Here is a 16476-nt window from a genome sequence, read left to right as displayed (position 1 = left end):
GGCTGCTCTCACAAGCTGAAGCCGAAACGAGCGGGCTCGACTGCCCGCTCGTTCGTTTCATCGCTCTAGCTTGTTTCATCGCGATCGCTCGTGGATGCTGTAACGCAACTGACAGAGCTTATTCCGCCGAAAACCGGGTTTTTCAGCGGCTAACGCAACTGAGACGCGTTATTAGGCTATTTTCAGTCTAAAATCGGCTCTAAAGCAGCGAATAAGACGTATCAGTTGCGTTAAAAGTTCAACATCCACAAAAAACGCGAAATAAGGCGTCTCAGATGCGTTACAGCCCCGGGCGCTACTATCCAGCCTTCGCCTCCACCCTCAAAGGCAATGTAATACGAATCGAGGTGCCGTAACCCTCCTCGCTTTCGATATCCACTCCGTAGCTGCTGCCGAACAGCAGACGGATCCGGTCATGCACATTGTTGATGCCGATTCCCGACAGGCGGTGTTTCCTCGTTTTCTTTTCTTCCTCCGCAGTGCCGGACATGCCTACGCCGTCGTCCATAATTTCCAGCATGAGCCGCTCATCCAGCCGCCGGGCAAAAATATGGATGTTCCCGTTCGCGGAGCCGGGAAACGCATGGAAAAACGCATTTTCTACAAACGGCTGCACAATCAGCTTGGGAACAAGCAAACCGATGCAGTCCTCCGCGATTTCATAATGCACCTTGATGCCTTCGCCATAGCGAATTTGATTGATATAAACGTAATGCCGGAGCGTCGCCAGCTCATTGTCCAGCGTCACCTCGTCCTCGGTTGAACCAAGCGTGCTTTGCAGCATGGAAATAAGGCTGTCGATCGTCTGATCGACCTGGTCGGAGCGGTGCATTTTGGCCAAATATTTAATCGAGCTCAGCGTATTGTACAAAAAATGCGGATTAATCTGCATCTGCAGCGCGTTTAAATCGGCTTTACGGCGCTCCTGCTGCTCATGCACCAGCTTTTCGGTATGCTGATCGATTTCCTTGACCATCCGGTTGTAGGCTTTTGTCAGCACATTGGTCTCGTAACCGCCGCCTTCCTGCAGCGGATGCAGCTTCAGATCGTCGCCCTTGGAGCTCTGCATCGTTCCAACAAGTTTGTACAACGGCTGCGTAATCCGCCTGCTGAGCGAATAAACAAACGGCAGGCTGATCGCAAGCACGATGCAAACCACTTTAAATATATCCGATGCGATCCGGTAGAGCGGGGCAAAGGCCGTCGGCTGATCGATTTCCTCCAGCAGATAGGCGTCAAATTCCGGCAAATAGTAGGAAATATACGTTTGCTTAAGCTCGGGGTCCGACCCGATTCCGCCAGACTTTTTGCTGGCATTCACCGCGCTCGCGAGCAGCTCCGGGCTGCGCTTGCTGATAGACTCTTTGACACTGCTGGATAGGACCGTTCCATCGGAAGCAATCAAAGAAATGGTGATGCCCTGCGAAATATATGGCTTGAATTTGTTGTAAATATTAAGCTCGTCCATCAGCACAACCGCATACCCGTACATCCAACCGCTCCGGTCGATCAGCGGCTTTGTGGCAAAAATAAAATTGTCGTACGGAACCGTTTCGTTAAACAGATCGGGACTGCTGTGATAGAGGATACGGTTCGGAATCGCTCCGTCAACCCTCATAAAATCAGACACAATATTATTAGGTATATTATACCATTTCAAGGAATTACTTGAGTAATGCCGGCCTCCCGTACCAGGAAGCGCGGATACAATAATATGCGAATTGTCCGGATTGAAATTATCCTTATTCAGCTCCATGTATTTGCCAAGCGACATAACAAGATTGGCCTGCTCGAGCGAGGTGCTGGCCTGCTGAGTGATGTACTGCTTAAACTCCTTGCTGCGGTTGATCTGCACCATCATGGCAACAACCTGCGCGTTGTAATCCGTTAGATCGTCCTTGGTCAGCTTCATGTTGGCGGAGGCGCTCTGCACGACCTGATTGAGCAAAATGCGCTCTGATATGGACGAAGAGGCCAGCATCAGCACAAACGAAATCATGAGGATGCCAGCCAGCATCAGCAGGACGATTTTGATAAAAATACTGTTTTTCCGCAGCATAGCCTCCTTTACCATGAGGTTTGATTCCGGTATTCAATCGGGGTCATGCCGGTTTTTTTCTTGAATACCTTTGAGAAATAATTATGGTCGGAATAGCCGGTCAAACGGCTGATCTCGGACACGGTTAAATCCTGGCGGTGCAGCAGCTCCTGCGCTTTGCCGATGCGCACCCGGTTAATGTAGGAGGTCAGATTTTCGTTGGCGCGCTGTTTAAAATAGGTCGACAGATAGCTGTAATTCATATGCAGCTTGTCGGCCATTTCCGAAAGAGAAATATCGCTGTCAAAATTCTCATCGACATACGCGTAGATTTGCTGCAAAATCGCCGATTGCTGCTTGTCGGAGCAGGGCAGAATGCCTTTAAGATCATCCAGAAATTGCAGCAGAATTTCCTCCAGCTCCTCGATATGAAACGCCAAGTCGATCAGCTTAAACAGCCTAAGACGCGACTTGCCAAGCTCCGCGACCGGCTGTTTTTGAGCCTCAAGCAGACTAAGCGCGGTATAGATCAGATTTTGGGCAAAGCGCTTCAGGCTGTACTCATCCATGGAATGCGTAGCGGACAGCTCCGAAAAAAACGCTTTCAATTGTGTGCGTACATCCTCAATGGAATAGATGCGCAGCGACGCCGCAAACAGCGACTGATTAAATGCAGGCTGCTCCGAGTGCCTGTCGCAGGAGGCAATCTCCGCCTCAGGCACCGCTGCTGCTCCGGAATAATAGATTAATTTTCCCAGGTAGGGCGTTAGCCGCTCCTGCTGCGATTTGATGTCCTCAAAAGCCTGAAACGGCTCGGATTGCACAAAGGACAAATAAGTGAGCGCCTCCCGTGCGGCTTCCGCATACCGATTCAGCGCCGCTTTTGCCCCATCTTCCTCCTCAGAGACGTAATGGAGCAGCAGCACCATCTCATGTTTCAGAAAAATGCTTTCATGCCGCCACTCGGCAAGCTGCTCCGCCGCCAGCTCAAGCAGCATGCTCTCTAATTGCCCCTGATTCCACTTCGTCCGCGAAAGGGCCAACGAAGTACTGGCTTTGAGCAGCAAAAAGCGACCAGCCGTGAATTGTTCAGCCAACTCAACGGGATAAACATCCGGCTCCTCGCTTTCCAGCCAGCGTCCGAGCAGCAGGGAGGGCTCTTGAGTGCGCATTGGCTGCCTTAGCCGCTCTGGAGCCATGCCGCTGCACAGGGATTGGATGAGGGAGACAAGCTCTCCGGCTGATACCTTCGGTTTAAGCAAATAATCGGTAACTCCGTATTTAAATACTTCGCGTACATAGTTGTACTCGCTGTAGCTGCTCAGCACGATGATGCCGATTTCGGGATGCAGCGTCCTGAGCTCCCGGGTCAGCTCGACGCCGTCCATGACCGGCATGACGATATCCGTAAGGACAACATGCGGCTGCGCCTGTCCGATGGCCTGCAGCGCTTCTTTTCCATTAGAGGCCTGAGCCACAATTTCGATGCCAAAATCGCTCCATCGGCAAAGATGAACCATTCCTGTCCGAAGAATGGCCTCATCATCCACGATCATGACCCGGTAAGCAGTCGTTTGCCCGTCCATCATCTCACCTCGCCGTAGAAAAGATATGTCCCATCATACACCAATTCAGGGGATAATGGGGCAGGGTTCAATCCTCTGTTTCCATCATGCAAAAAAAGTGCTAGTCTATATAATTTTTACTAGTCAAATAGCGTAAGCGGATTCAAGATCAATAAATAGTACGAACAAAGATGGAAATAGAATTATACGCCGCTATCGCCGTTCTCTACAATAAAGAACATGAAGCGCTTACAACAAATAAAGGGGTTGGATTTTAATGAAAAAAGCATTGTCTCTCGTTCTGCTCGGCACGATGACCGCTGCGCTGCTGGCGGCCTGCGGCTCCGCGGAAACGGCAACAACTAACACCTCCGGCGCAGAGAACACAAGCGGAGATTCCGGGGCCAAAACGCAGAAGGTCGTCGCCTGGGCTTGGGACGCCGGTTTTAATGGAGGCGCTCTGAAAATCGCGGAGGAGCTGTACGCCAAGGAGCATCCGGGCTTCGAGCTTGAATTTGTCGACATGGCCAAGGTTGATCTGGAGCAAAAGCTGAACACCAACCTGGCCGCTGGCATCAAGGAAGGGCTGCCGGATATCATTCTGGTCAACGACCCCAATATCGAGAAGTATGTCGCCTCTTACCCGGGCACGTTTGCCGATTTTACGAATAAAACCGATTTCTCGCAGTTCTCTCCTTATAAGGTAGACGCTCTTACGATTGACGGGAAAGTGTACGGCATTCCGTTTGATATCGGCGTCACGGGCATGTTCTACCGCACCGACTATTTGGAGCAGGCGGGTTTTAAAGACGCGGATTTGCAAAATATTACGTGGGACCGCTTCATCGAGATTGGCAAAGCCGTGAAGGAAAAAACGGGCAAAGCGATGATTACGATGAATCCGAACGACGAGAATTTGCCGTCCATTTTGCTGCAATCCGCAGGCTCCTGGTACATTACGCCGGAGAACAAAGGCAACTTCGTCAACAATCCGGTGATGACCGAAGCGTTGCGTGTTTACAAAGCGATTGCGGACGCCGGAATTGCCAAGCCGGTCACGGGCTGGAGCGAATACGTGGGCAGCTTTAACGCTGGCGATGTGGCTACGGTAATATCGGGGGTATGGCAAGTCAACGGCATTATGGAAGCGAAGGACCAAAGCGGCAAATGGAAGGTTGCGCCGATTCCGAAGCTGGAGCTCGACGGTGCTGTTCATGCGTCCAATGAGGGCGGATCGAGCTGGTTCGTGCTGGACGGCTCTGCCAACAAAGAGCTTGCGATGGACTTTCTGGCAACGACGATTGGCGGCAGCAGCGAGTTTTATGAGCGATTCCTCAAGGAAAAAGGCGGCGTAGGCTCATTCATTCCGGCCTTCTCCAGCGAAGCGTACAGCCAGAAGTCCGAGTTTTTCAGCGGTCAGGCGATTTATAGCGATTTTACAAAATGGTCGAAGGAAGTCCCGGGCATCTCGCTGGGCATGTACACGCAGGAGGCGAAGGATTCGCTCAAAAACGAGCTTCCGAATATTTTGAACGGCGCGGATCTGGCGAAGAGCTTGGACAATGTGCAAAAGCTGTTTGATCAGCAGGTGCAATAACCGAAGAGACGGCAGGTGATTCAGATGGGCGGAAAGTTGAATAAATCCAATCTCATGGGATGGCAGTTTGTGCTGCTGCCTTCGGCAATCATCGTTCTATTCAGCTTTTATCCCATGATTCAGTCGTTGCTGCTGTCGTTTCAGTCGGGCAAAGGCGCCGTATACCATTACTCCGGGCTGGACAATTATACACGCCTGCTGGCTGATCCGATGTTCCGGCAGGCTGTCCGCAACACGGTGCTCTATCTGATCGTTCAAGTTCCGGTCATGCTGTTTGTCGCGCTTGTGATTGCCTATTTTCTCAACATACCGAATTTGAGGTTTAAAGGGTTCTATCGTACGGCGATTTTTCTGCCCTGCGTGACCTCGCTTGTGTCCTATGCGGTGCTGTTCAAAGGGATTTTTGCGCTGGACGGCATTTTGAACCGGATGCTGATGTCCCTTCATATTATCCGTGAGCCGGTCGCCTGGCTCATGGACCCGCTATGGGCGAAGGTGGTCATTATTGTAGCGATTACCTGGCGCTGGACGGGCTACAATATGATTTTTTATCTGTCCGCGATGCAAAATATCGACTCTAGCGTTTATGAAGCCGCCTCTATCGATGGAGCGTCCAAAACGCGGCAGTTTTTCAGCATTACGGTGCCGATGCTGCGGCCAATCATCCTGTTCACAGCGATTATATCGACCAACGGAACGCTGCAGCTGTTCGACGAGGCGGTCAACATTACAAACGGCGGGCCGGGCAACTCGACGATGACCATTTCGCAGTACATTTATAATCTGTCCTTTGTGTACACGCCGAACTTCGGTTACGCGGCCACTGTTTCTTACGCTATTGTGGTTATGGTCGCCATTCTGGCCTTCTTCCAGCTTAAAGTGGGAGGGGAGAAAAAATGAAAAAATGGAGCGCAGCCGGAATTCATCTGTTTCTGATCTCGGTTTCGATCATTTGCCTGTTCCCCTTCGCCTGGATGCTGATTGGCATGACAAACAGCTCGGCTGATGTGCTCAAGGGCAAGTTTAGCCCCGGCTCGGAGCTTTCGGCCAATATTGCCAAGCTGATGGATGTGGTGAATCTGGGCTCCGCCTTTTGGAATTCAACGATTATTGCGCTGATCGGCACGGCGGCAACATTGGTGCTGAGCTCCATGGCGGGGTACGGGTTCGAGATTTACCGGTCGCGGGGCAAGGACCGGCTGTTTGGCCTGCTGATGCTGTCCATGATGATGCCGTTCGCAGCGATTATGATTCCGCTTTTCCGCCTATTCAGCAAAATGAGCCTGTTGAATTCTCCGGCGGGAGTTATTTTGCCGACGATTACGACAGCGTTTATGATCTTCTTTTTCATGCAAAATACAAAGTCGTTTCCACGTGAGCTGCTGCAGGCGGGGCGGGTGGACGGTCTGGGCGAGTGGAGTCTTTTTGCCAGAGTATACGTGCCGAACATGAAGCCGACCTATGCGGCAGCGGCGATCATCACGTTCATGAACTATTGGAACAATTTCCTGTGGCCGCTCATTGCGCTGCAATCCCAGGACAAAAAGACGCTGCCGCTCGTTGTCTCCTCGCTTGCGTCCGGGTATAGCCCGGATTACGGGGTAATTATGGTGGCGGTTGTCATTACGACGATTCCGACATTGCTGATCTTTTTCATTCTGCAAAAGCAGTTCGTGCAGGGCATGCTGGGCTCGGTTAAATGATGAGCGGAAGCGGGTGCGTGTTCTACTTCCGTTAATAGGTGAATAGAGCTCCTGCGATGGTCGCAGGAGCTTTTTTTGTTGCGGACGGGGGAGCAGTTCGAAACCCGCCGCTTTAGGGATGAAGGAGCGAACCGCGGCTTAGCCGTCTGGCATGTCGCATAAGCGCAGCTCGTAATCCGTAAGTTGAGCTGCGAATAAGCGAATCGCCTAGCTCTCCGGCAGGCTGCGCAGGCGCGGCTCCTGGTGGATATGGGCTACGCCTTCCCGGCAGAGGCCGTAGGGCTGCCATTGGCAGTCGTGGCAAAGGGAAGCGATGTCGCTTGGCTGCACGCGTGCTACTACGGCCTCGCATACGGAGGACCATGTCCAGCTTTCTCCGATGCGGATGCCAATTAATCTGGCAATTTCCTCGTCTTGGGTGTAGACGCGCCGATTCTCGCAGTGTGACACCTGATCTGTAGGAAAGGCGGCGCAAATATCGTCAGGCCCGACGATAAGTTGAATGAGTGTATGCGGCTCCTGGCGGAGCTTTTCGTAGATTTGGGTCATATTGACGCAGAAGTCAGCCGAGTACCCTTTGCCCCGGAACCCGAGCAGACAGAGCAGATGATGCCCTCGCAGCTTAATTGTCATCGTTGTACCCGCCTTTGAATGATTGTTAACGATGTAAGTATATCATTGGGTTGACAATGGGGGATAGGGGAGGAAATCAAAATTAGGTCTGTTCATCATCCGATAGGAGTTGCATAATCAAAAATATTAATGTTATATATTCTCAAAATATAAAAGAATCAAGATAGTATAACGCTCGGGAGGATAACATGATTGTATACAGCAGTTCTGTTAAGCAGTTCAAGGAAGATGTGGCAGAAAATCTGATTGCCCCGAATATTGAAACGGCCTATATCAACAAGCTAGGTAAACGTCCAGCACAATCGGAATGGCGAGCCTGGAACAATTCAATGCAGTTTATGGAAAAAGTCGTTCGGAATTCCAAAATAGCGGATGATTGTGGTGTTCTAATCGAATATACTATTCCGTCTACAAGCAAAAGAATTGATTTTGTAGTTGCTGGTCATGACCAAGACAGTAAAAAAAATTTCATAATTGTTGAGCTCAAACAATGGGAAACGGCAGAAGCCAGTGCTAAGGAAGATATTGTAAGAACCTTTATAAACGGTGCACCGAGGGAAACGACGCACCCTTCCTATCAGGCATGGTCTTATAGACAGTTTATGTACGATCTAAACGAGAATGTTTACACTAATGAAATTAAAGGGCACTCCGTCGCGTTTTTACATAATTATCGATCCAAAAATCCTGAGCCTTTGAGATCTGGGCAATATCAGAAGGTTATAGCTGAAGCGCCTCTTTTCTTTGCAGAAGAGACGAGAAAGCTACAGGAATTTCTTTTTAAATACGTGGGTAAAGGCGATGGAGTTAATCTCTTATATGAAATTGAGAACGGACGAATTGTGCCTTCCAAGTCCTTAATTGATCACATAGATGGCCTATTCCAGGGAAATTCTGATTTTGTTTTGTTAGATGAGCAGAAGGTTGCCTATGAGACAATTATGAGTTATGCCAAGAAACAGGACCATAAAGTTACAGTTATTGTAAAAGGTGGTCCTGGTACTGGTAAGTCTGTCATTTCAATGAACGCTTTAGGCGGATTATTAAAAGAACGACTCAATACGGTTTTTGTAGCTCCGAACGCTTCATTTCGAAACGTCATGGTTGAAATGTTAGCGAAAAATCGAACTCTCTCAAAAGCAAGGACGAAAAATTTGTTCCTTGGATCAGGAAGCTTCGTGAATTCTCGAGAAAATGAATTCGACGTTTTGATTATTGATGAGGCACATCGTTTAAAGGGCAAAGGGACTTATATGTATAAGGGTGTAAACCAAGTTGAAGATATCATTAAAAGCTCTAAAGTAAACGTCTTTTTTATAGATGAGCATCAAAAAATTAGACCAAATGATATTGGAACAGTTGAAGAAATCAAAAAGCATGCAAAGGAAAAAAAGTCGATCATATATGAATATGAATTACATGCGCAATTTCGGTGTTCTGGATCGGATGGATACTTAAACTGGATTGATGATGTTCTTCGAATCAGAGATACAGGGAATTTTTATGGTTGGGACCGAGATGCATTTGACTTCCGAATACTGAGTAGCCCGCATGATGTATACAGTCATATCCGTCAAAAGCAAAAAGAAGGCTTTAAAGCTCGAATGACAGCAGGATTTGCTTGGGCATGGTCGACAGAAGGTAACTCAAATGGACAAGTAGAGGATGTTATAATTCCGGAACACAATTTCTTTATGCCCTGGAATGGAAAAGCCATTCAGTCCACTTGGGCGATTCATCCTGATGGAATTAATCAAGTTGGATGTGTGCACACAACACAGGGGCTTGAATTTGATTATGTCGGAGTAATTATAGGAAATGACCTGAAGTATGATGCAACGAATTTTAGATTATTTGCAGATTATAGTGAATATAAGGATACGGCAGGCAAGAAGGGTTTGAAAAGCAAGCCGGAAGAACTGACAAAGCTGATTTCAAACATATACAAAGTATTATTAACCAGAGGTATGAAGGGATGCTATGTTTACTGCTGTAATGCTGAATTGAGTCAATTTCTGAGTCAAAGATTGAATTTAAACGGATCAGTGAATTTTTAATGAAGTTATCTAATCAACCCAGCACCTAACGCAACTGAGAAGCGCTATTGAGCTGTTTTTAACTACTTTTAAATTCTAACGCAACTGAGAAGCGTTAAACGGGTGTTTTGGGTGCGAATTCATGCGAAATAGCAGAAATAAGGCTTCTCAGTTGCGTTAGGTTGGTAGAAAGGCGAAAAAGAGCCGAATAAGCCTTCTCAGTTGCGTTAGAGCAGAGGGGAACACCGTGCGGCACGATTCAGAGCGGTGCAGCGCAGTTTAATGCAACGCAATCAACGGGTGCAACGCAAATCACCGTGGTGCAATTCAAATCACATAGCGCAAGCAAGTTACAGTAATACAACTCCAATCAACGCGAAAAAGTATTTTCATAGTTACAGCTCTGCCATGTGCAGCGCAACTTACCTCAGCCCAACCCAACAAAAAAAGCCTGACCTGCAAGATGCAGGTCAGGCTTTCCGCTTTTCCACTACTTTTCCACTACTTTTCGGCTACATTTTCGCTGCTGTTACTGCTACGTTACCAATACGATTCCGCTATTTCTTCTCATCTTCGCAATGCTCTTGAACCGAGGCTTGGAACTCCTCTTCGTTGGACGAGGCGAGCTTGTCTCCGTACTGGTCCAGGCGGCCTGGGCTGCTGGATGGCCCGTCGTTTTTCGGCTTGCTGTTTCTTCCTGACATGAACCATACACCTCCTCAATTGTTTAATGCGTTGATCGTTTACGCAGCTAAAGGCTGCTGTTTAGCTTCCCGGTGCCGCAACAATTTTATTCCGTTTCCTCCTCCTAAATCAGGAGATTGTTGTATATTTAAGGTAATTGAATCGGGGGAGGGCACATTAGTGCTTCTGTTCTATAAGGCGTTCAAAAAACTCGTGAAGCTGGACGGCAGGACGCTTGCGGTGTTTGCGGTTTTCTTTTTTCTGCTTAGCCCGCTGATCATCCGCCTGCTGGAGCCGGATAAATTCACCAGCTATTTTAAGTCGTTCTGGTGGGTCGTCGTGACCGCGACAACGGTTGGGTACGGCGATTACTTTCCGGTAACCGCTCCCGGCATGTTGTTTGGCATCATTGTTATTATGGGCGGACTGTTTCTGATTGGCGCAATCGTTGGCAAAACGACCGAAAGCTTCGTGAACTGGAAAAAACAGAAGGAGGCAGGCAGGATGCCGTACAAAGGGGAGGACCATTACGTCGTAATCGGCTGGTCCGATAATAAAATCCGCGATGCGGTGGAGGAGATGCTGCTCGCCGACCCGCATCGGGACGTTGTCCTCATCGCCAAGCTGGAAAAGGCGCCGTTTGTTCATGAGCGCGTCCATTTCATCCAAGGCGATGCAACCGATTATGCAACGCTGGACCAAGCGAATGCATGCGGCTGCAAAGCGGTCATTATTTTTTCGCCGGACGGGGTGGACAGCTCTGCGCTGGCGGACGGGCAAACGCTGCTTATTGCCACTACGTTGGAGAGTTATGCCGAAAAGCAGGGACGCGATATCTATACGATTGCCGAGATTTTAAAAGAAAATCACCGTCACAGCTTCCGCCACGCCAAGGTGGATGAGCTGATTCTATCTCAGCAGTCTATATCTCACCTAATCGCCGCCTCAACGGTCAATCTCGGTTCATCCCGCTTATTCATGAACCTGCTGAGCAAGGACCGGGGAGATGAGCTGTATACCATCGCCAAAAGAAAAGAATGGCGCACCTACAACGACGCTTATGAGTGGTTGAAGGAGCGCGGCGCTTTATTGATTGCGGATCATGAAGATACGGGAATCATCCGCAGGCTGAATGAGGAAATTCCGGCGTCGGCGCGTTTGTTCATTATTGCCGATACGGAGACGTACCGCTTGCTTAATTCTCCGGCGGCAGCAGGCGGAGGAAAAACGACCTGAACCAATAAACGAACTTTACGGGAGAGAAAGGCTTCATCACGAGTCTCAATCGTAATTCCATACGCAAAAAGGCGAATGCAGAGCGCATTCGTCTTTTTCTATTTCAGCTTTTTTGCCTTACAACGTTGTTAGTTGAATGAAAGGCAACTCGATAGGAGATGGTTACAAGTTGGACTACACTTAGACACAAGAACAACGGCAAACAAATGGCCGCTTTAGGAGGCTGCGGAATGAAAACGGCACTTGTTTTTATAGATGGCGGTACCAGATTCATCCGGCCCTTATTGCCTGAAAATCAGGCGCAAAGCTGATCGGGACAACGGAGTAAAATGCGAGGGAGTGCAACGGATATGGAATTAGTAAAGATACAGCGGTTGAGCAAAGTGTTTAACGGAACCATCGCTTACGAAGCGCTGGCGGACATTGATTTGTCCGTAAATAAAGGGGAGTTTGTCGGCATTATGGGACCGTCCGGAAGCGGCAAAACAACGCTGCTGAATGTCATTTCGACGATCGACGTTCCAACGACCGGTGAAGTTTTACTGGAAGGGCGTGATCCACATCTGCTTTCCAAAAGGGAGCTTGCGCAATTCAGAAGGCAGGAATTGGGCTTTGTCTTTCAGTTTTTCAATCTGCTTTCAACCTTAACCGTTCGGGAAAACATTGCGCTGCCCTTAGCGCTGGACGGGCACAACCCGGACAGCATCATGCAAAAGATCGTCGAGCTGGCTGAAAAGCTCGGCCTTATGGATTGTCTGAACAAACGCACGTATGAAATATCCGGCGGCCAGGCGCAGCGAACCGCGATTGCAAGGGCACTTATCCATCGCCCTAAGCTAATTCTCGCCGACGAGCCTACCGGCAATTTGGATTCCAAAGCGGCGCGAGACGTATTGGAGCTCCTCTCCCGCCTCACTAAAGAGCAGGAAGCAACGATGATGATGGTTACTCATGACGCGATGGCGGCAAGCTACTGCGACCGGGTTGTGTTTATTCGAGACGGAAAACTGTACAACGAAATCTATAATGGCGGCGACCGGGAAGCTTTTTATCAAAAGATCGTCAGCGTTCTGGCGTTATTGGGAGGACATCGTCGTGAGCTTTCGGCAAATCATTTTATTTAATTTAATACGGAGCAGAAGGGTTTACACGGCTTATTTTTTAAGCGGAGCCTTTGCCGTTATGGTTTTTTATATCTTTTCCATGCTCAAATACCATCCGTTTCTCCAAGGAGAGCTTATTGCAACGAGCGAAACAATCGGCTTTCTTAGCACAGTCGGATTTCAAATGAGCCAATTTTCGCTTTTTTTCTGTTCGTTTCTGTTTCTCCTGTACTCGTTCAGCTTATATATGAAGTCAAGAAAAAGAGAGCTGGGCATTTTGCTGCTCCACGGAATGTCGCCGAAACAGCAAAATAGCCTGGTTATTTCGGAAACGGTATTGATCGGCCTTGCTTCAATTATTGCCGGGCTTGCGTGTGGTATTGTGATGACGAAGCTGCTGTTGTTGATTGCAGCGGATATTTTGGGGATAACTAAAGGGCTGAAGTTTTATTTTCCGCTGGAAGCGCTGGGGCTTACTTTAGTCTGTTTTATTCTGTTATATCTGTTTGTAGGTTTGCTCACTACAATTAGCCTTCGAAAAACAACGCTGAATGAATTACTGCAGACCAGCTCCAAGCCCAAACCGGCTCCAAGGCCATCCTGGCCGATGTCGGCGCTAGCTTTGCTGCTAATTGTCATGGGCTACGGGTTCGTTTTTTACTTTGCCAGATCGGGAAATTTCCTAAACGTCGCCTTTCTGATTGTAGGAGTCGTGCTGACGGTTGCGGGCACATACTTGCTGTACACGCAGCTTAATATCCGGATCATTCAGCTTTTTAAACACAGAAAAGAGATCTTTTTTCATAAGACGAATCTGCTTTCCATATCGGAAATGGCTTACCGCGTCCGCGACAATGCCGTGATGTATTTCCTTATCACCATTGTCCTGGCTGCTGCTTTTACCGGCTTGGGAATGTGCATTGCGCTCAGCTCAAAGGGACTGCCGGAGGTTAACAACCCCTTTGCGTTCAGTTATCGCTCCTATAAAGACAACATGCAGGAGCAGAAGCATATTGAAGCCATTGAAGCGGGCTTGAACAAAGCCGGACTGTCATACAAAAAGATTCACATATTGCCCAAGTACGGCGTTATAAACACGGTTATTTCGTTAAGCGACTTTAATCAATTGGCGCTTGCGCTGGGCCATCCGGCCGAAACGCTGAGCCGGGACGATGAAATGTTATTTGCCCCTTCAGGGATCAAGGAATTAAATAATGGGTTCAAAATCAAGGGAAGAGTAGAGATGAAAAAAGTCGACGGCGCAAAAGCCGAAATGAAGGTTATCAAAAAAATCCCGTATATCGCAACGCCTAGAGGCGTTATCGGTGAAGTTTACGTTGTTCCGGATGCTTTTTACGCTCAATTTGCCGAGTTTGAAAGCAGAGGTTCCATTACCGCCTTTTATGTTCCCGACTGGAGGAAAAGCGTTGCGGTTGCGAGAGAGCTTGACGAATTTTTAGGCAGTTACAACGAGGGTGAAGGCAGCACGCACTCGTTTGAGCGCCCGCTTGTGCTCCAGTGGCTGCAAGACAAACAAATTAACGGCATTCTGCTTATTATCAGCTCCTTAGTCGGGTTTGTATTTTTTATCTTTGCGGCAAGCGTCTTATATTTGAGGCTTTATACCGACTTGAACCGAGACCGGGAGCAATTTAAAATGATCGCTAAAATCGGGCTCGGACCGGATGAGCTGAAACGGGTTATAACCCATCAATTCTGCTTCATGTTCTTTTTTCCGTTTATTATCGCAGTGATTCATTCAACCGTTGCGTTTATGGCTTTGCAGCAAATGATTTATTTTCCATTTCATGAAGAGGCGGCAGCTATATTTATTTCGTTTTTTGCGGTGCAAATCATCTATTTTTACCTGGCCCGCTGGAGGTATCTCCATCAGCTCAGCCAATAGGTTATCAAAGCTCCCGGGAATTTGCCGGGGGCTATTGCCGCCTAAAATCTTTTTGATAAAGCGAAGCGTCCTCGAATCAGATATCCCGCATGTTGAATAGCGGAATGAGGCATTGTGCAATACTTTTAACAAAGGAGCTATACCGGAATGTATAAAGTTATGATCGTTGAGGATGATCCGAAAATTGCGGCTTTGCTGCAGGCGCATATCCAGAAGTACGGAAATGAGGCCGAGATCGTACAGGACTTCGAGCATGTTTTGGACCGGTTCAAAGAGAGCAATCCGCATGTTGTTCTGCTCGACATCAATTTGCCCCGATTTGACGGGTATTATTGGTGCCGCCAGATCCGCGCGATTTCAACCTGCCCCATTTTGTTCATTTCGGCGCGCAGCGGCAAGATGGATCAGGTTATGGCATTGGAAAACGGGGCGGACGATTTCATTACGAAGCCGTTTCATTACGAAATTGTCATCGCCAAAATCCAGAGCCACATTCGCCGGGCCTATGGCGATTATGCCAGCAGAACGGATGAGCGCGTCGTGGAAAAATCCGGGCTGACCCTCTATCCCGAAAAGCTGGAGCTCCAGCTCGGCGAAATTACGGTGTCGTTGACCAAAAAAGAGGCCGTATTGATGGGAATTTTGCTCGCAAGCAGCCCTAATGTGGCCAGCCGGGAAAAAATATTGGAAAAGCTGTGGGATGATTATTCTTATGTCGATGAAAATACGCTAAGCGTTAATATTAACCGCGTACGTAAAAAGCTGTCTGAGCTCGGAGTCGCCGATGCGCTGGAAACGGTACGGGGTCTCGGATATCGGCTGAACCCGAACTGGAAGGAGGAGGAGCGTTGAAGCTGTTTCTCCGCCAGCATAAACTGCTGATAGCTGCGGTGCCGCTGCAGATTGCCGTCATGATGCTCGCCATTTGGTATAGCGGCTTCAAACAGATCGGCATTATTTTTTACGCAGTCATGCTCGGTCTGATTATTATGGGCGTTTACTTGTTAATTCATTATCTTTCCAATCGGAGGTTATACATCCATCTTTCCCGGCCGCAGCTGTCCGTCAACGATCTGTTTGAGCAGGCGGATTCCAGTCCCGTATCGATGGCGGTACAAGAGCTGCTGGACAGAAAATTTCAGGAATATCAGCTTGATTTGAAAAGCTGGGAGCATAAACAGACGGAGCGTACCGTGTTTATGAATCAATGGGTGCATCAGATGAAAACGCCGCTTGCCGTCATCGAGCTGATTACGCAGGAGGAAGCGGACCGCCGGTTGGAGAGCATATCCGAAGAGACGGAAAGGCTGCGCCACGGATTGGAAATGGTGCTCTATATGTCTCGTCTGGAAACCTTCGATCAGGATTTTCAGGTGGAAAAGGTTAATTTGACGGAAGTCGTTAATGAGGTCATAACGGATTACAAACGGTTATTCATCCGCAGCAGAGTGTATCCATCCATTGAGATTGACAGCGCCTTAACGGTAGAAAGTGATGCCAAATGGCTGCGGTTCATCATGCAGCAGCTGTTGTCCAACGCCATTAAATACTCCGCAGGCCGGGGCGCCAAAGTAAGCGTAGAGGCCAGCGTGAAGGACGGCTGCGTCAGATTGACGGTTCGCGACAGAGGGGCCGGAATTCCGAAAACCGATCTCCCTCGGGTGTTCAGGCCGTTTTTTACAGGAGAGAATGGGCGGAACTTCAAGGAATCTACCGGTATGGGATTGTATCTGGTGAAGGAAATCATCGGCAAATTAAATCATAAAATCGAGATTCAATCCGTTGTCAGCGAAGGGACCGAGGTTACGATTTTATTTCCGTACGCAGCCAAGTAAAGGCGAATGCAGATTGCATTCGTCTTTTTTTGTGCTCCCGTGAATCTTACAACGTTGTTAGGTGAATGAAAGACAAGTCGATAGGAGACGGGTAAGGGTTGGACTAAACTTGTAAACAAGAACGATGGCGGTTTGAACAG

13 protein-coding genes are annotated in these 16476 nt (G+C 48.6%); 9 read left to right on the top strand and 4 right to left on the bottom strand.

Translation table 11 applies throughout. The features are described 5' to 3' along the window. Nucleotides 1-298: 298 nt before the first annotated feature. Nucleotides 299-2074: a sensor histidine kinase gene (locus M3223_RS17810; protein ID WP_251564028.1), complete on the bottom strand. Its 1776-nt coding sequence runs from the start codon at nt 2072-2074 to the stop codon at nt 299-301. Next, on the bottom strand, nt 2068-3627 hold the full coding sequence (locus M3223_RS17805; RefSeq protein ID WP_251564026.1) for a response regulator: 1560 nt from the start codon (nt 3625-3627) through the stop codon (nt 2068-2070). Before M3223_RS17805 ends, M3223_RS17810 begins: the two co-directional genes overlap by 7 nt. A gap of 253 nt (nt 3628-3880) precedes the next feature. Here M3223_RS17805 and M3223_RS17800 point away from each other — a divergent pair, with 253 nt between their 5' ends. From M3223_RS17800 to M3223_RS17790, 3 genes are read left to right on the top strand one after another with little or no spacing between them, the layout of a single operon-like run. Continuing rightward, nucleotides 3881-5200, top strand: coding sequence for an ABC transporter substrate-binding protein (locus M3223_RS17800; protein WP_251564024.1), 1320 nt, complete (start codon nt 3881-3883; stop codon nt 5198-5200). A gap of 24 nt (nt 5201-5224) precedes the next feature. Beyond that, entirely contained in the window at nt 5225-6100 is an 876-nt protein-coding gene (locus M3223_RS17795; protein WP_251564022.1) for a carbohydrate ABC transporter permease, read from the top strand. Further along, entirely contained in the window at nt 6097-6903 is an 807-nt protein-coding gene (locus M3223_RS17790; RefSeq protein ID WP_251564020.1) for a carbohydrate ABC transporter permease, read from the top strand. Before M3223_RS17795 ends, M3223_RS17790 begins: the two co-directional genes overlap by 4 nt. 207 nt (nt 6904-7110) lie before the next feature. Here M3223_RS17790 and M3223_RS17785 read toward each other — a convergent pair whose 3' ends face one another. Further along, entirely contained in the window at nt 7111-7536 is a 426-nt protein-coding gene (locus M3223_RS17785) for a DUF1284 domain-containing protein (protein WP_251564018.1), read from the bottom strand. A 188-nt stretch (nt 7537-7724) separates the two neighbouring features. Here M3223_RS17785 and M3223_RS17780 point away from each other — a divergent pair, with 188 nt between their 5' ends. Further along, nucleotides 7725-9593 (top strand): DUF2075 domain-containing protein, encoded by a 1869-nt coding sequence (locus tag M3223_RS17780; protein ID WP_251564015.1) that lies wholly within the window; start codon nt 7725-7727, stop codon nt 9591-9593. A gap of 536 nt (nt 9594-10129) precedes the next feature. On the opposite strand, the gene M3223_RS17775 is transcribed toward M3223_RS17780, so the two are convergent. Further along, on the bottom strand, nt 10130-10276 hold the full coding sequence (locus M3223_RS17775) for a hypothetical protein (protein ID WP_251564013.1): 147 nt from the start codon (nt 10274-10276) through the stop codon (nt 10130-10132). On the opposite strand from M3223_RS17775, the gene M3223_RS17770 reads away from it, so the two are divergent. The 5 genes from M3223_RS17770 (at nt 10275) to M3223_RS17750 (ending at nt 16336) form a co-directional block, all read left to right on the top strand. Then, nucleotides 10275-11492 (top strand): potassium channel family protein, encoded by a 1218-nt coding sequence (locus M3223_RS17770; RefSeq protein ID WP_285891348.1) that lies wholly within the window; start codon nt 10275-10277, stop codon nt 11490-11492. The two genes, M3223_RS17775 and M3223_RS17770, sit on opposite strands and share 2 nt — an antisense overlap. Before the next feature lie 350 nt (nt 11493-11842). Beyond that, the gene (locus M3223_RS17765; RefSeq protein WP_251564010.1) at nt 11843-12616 is read left to right on the top strand and encodes an ABC transporter ATP-binding protein; all 774 of its coding nucleotides are present in this window, start codon (nt 11843-11845) and stop codon (nt 12614-12616) included. After that, a complete protein-coding gene (locus M3223_RS17760; protein ID WP_251564008.1) occupies nt 12588-14501 on the top strand; it encodes an FtsX-like permease family protein in 1914 nt (637 codons plus the stop codon). The genes M3223_RS17765 and M3223_RS17760 overlap by 29 nt, the downstream gene beginning before the upstream one ends. A 147-nt stretch (nt 14502-14648) precedes the next feature. Continuing rightward, nucleotides 14649-15353, top strand: coding sequence for a response regulator transcription factor (locus M3223_RS17755; RefSeq protein WP_251564006.1), 705 nt, complete (start codon nt 14649-14651; stop codon nt 15351-15353). Then, the gene (locus M3223_RS17750) at nt 15350-16336 is read left to right on the top strand and encodes a sensor histidine kinase (protein WP_251564005.1); all 987 of its coding nucleotides are present in this window, start codon (nt 15350-15352) and stop codon (nt 16334-16336) included. Before M3223_RS17755 ends, M3223_RS17750 begins: the two co-directional genes overlap by 4 nt. Nucleotides 16337-16476: the final 140 nt, after the last annotated feature.

It is taken from the genome of Paenibacillus pasadenensis (assembly GCF_023715725.1).
GTDB lineage: Bacteria > Bacillota > Bacilli > Paenibacillales > Paenibacillaceae > Paenibacillus_O > Paenibacillus_O pasadenensis_A.
Note: the sequence above shows the minus strand (reverse complement) of the source record. Positions and strands in the feature narration are given on the sequence as shown.

Coding starts and splice junctions, on each gene's coding strand:
- M3223_RS17810 (WP_251564028.1), bottom strand. CDS start 2,074: ATGGTAAAGGAGGCTATGCTGCGGAAAAACAGTATTTTTATCAAAATC.
- M3223_RS17805 (WP_251564026.1), bottom strand. CDS start 3,627: ATGATGGACGGGCAAACGACTGCTTACCGGGTCATGATCGTGGATGAT.
- M3223_RS17800 (WP_251564024.1), top strand. CDS start 3,881: ATGAAAAAAGCATTGTCTCTCGTTCTGCTCGGCACGATGACCGCTGCG.
- M3223_RS17795 (WP_251564022.1), top strand. CDS start 5,225: ATGGGCGGAAAGTTGAATAAATCCAATCTCATGGGATGGCAGTTTGTG.
- M3223_RS17790 (WP_251564020.1), top strand. CDS start 6,097: ATGAAAAAATGGAGCGCAGCCGGAATTCATCTGTTTCTGATCTCGGTT.
- M3223_RS17785 (WP_251564018.1), bottom strand. CDS start 7,536: ATGACAATTAAGCTGCGAGGGCATCATCTGCTCTGTCTGCTCGGGTTC.
- M3223_RS17780 (WP_251564015.1), top strand. CDS start 7,725: ATGATTGTATACAGCAGTTCTGTTAAGCAGTTCAAGGAAGATGTGGCA.
- M3223_RS17770 (WP_285891348.1), top strand. CDS start 10,275: ATGAACCATACACCTCCTCAATTGTTTAATGCGTTGATCGTTTACGCA.
- M3223_RS17775 (WP_251564013.1), bottom strand. CDS start 10,276: ATGTCAGGAAGAAACAGCAAGCCGAAAAACGACGGGCCATCCAGCAGC.
- M3223_RS17765 (WP_251564010.1), top strand. CDS start 11,843: ATGGAATTAGTAAAGATACAGCGGTTGAGCAAAGTGTTTAACGGAACC.
- M3223_RS17755 (WP_251564006.1), top strand. CDS start 14,649: ATGTATAAAGTTATGATCGTTGAGGATGATCCGAAAATTGCGGCTTTG.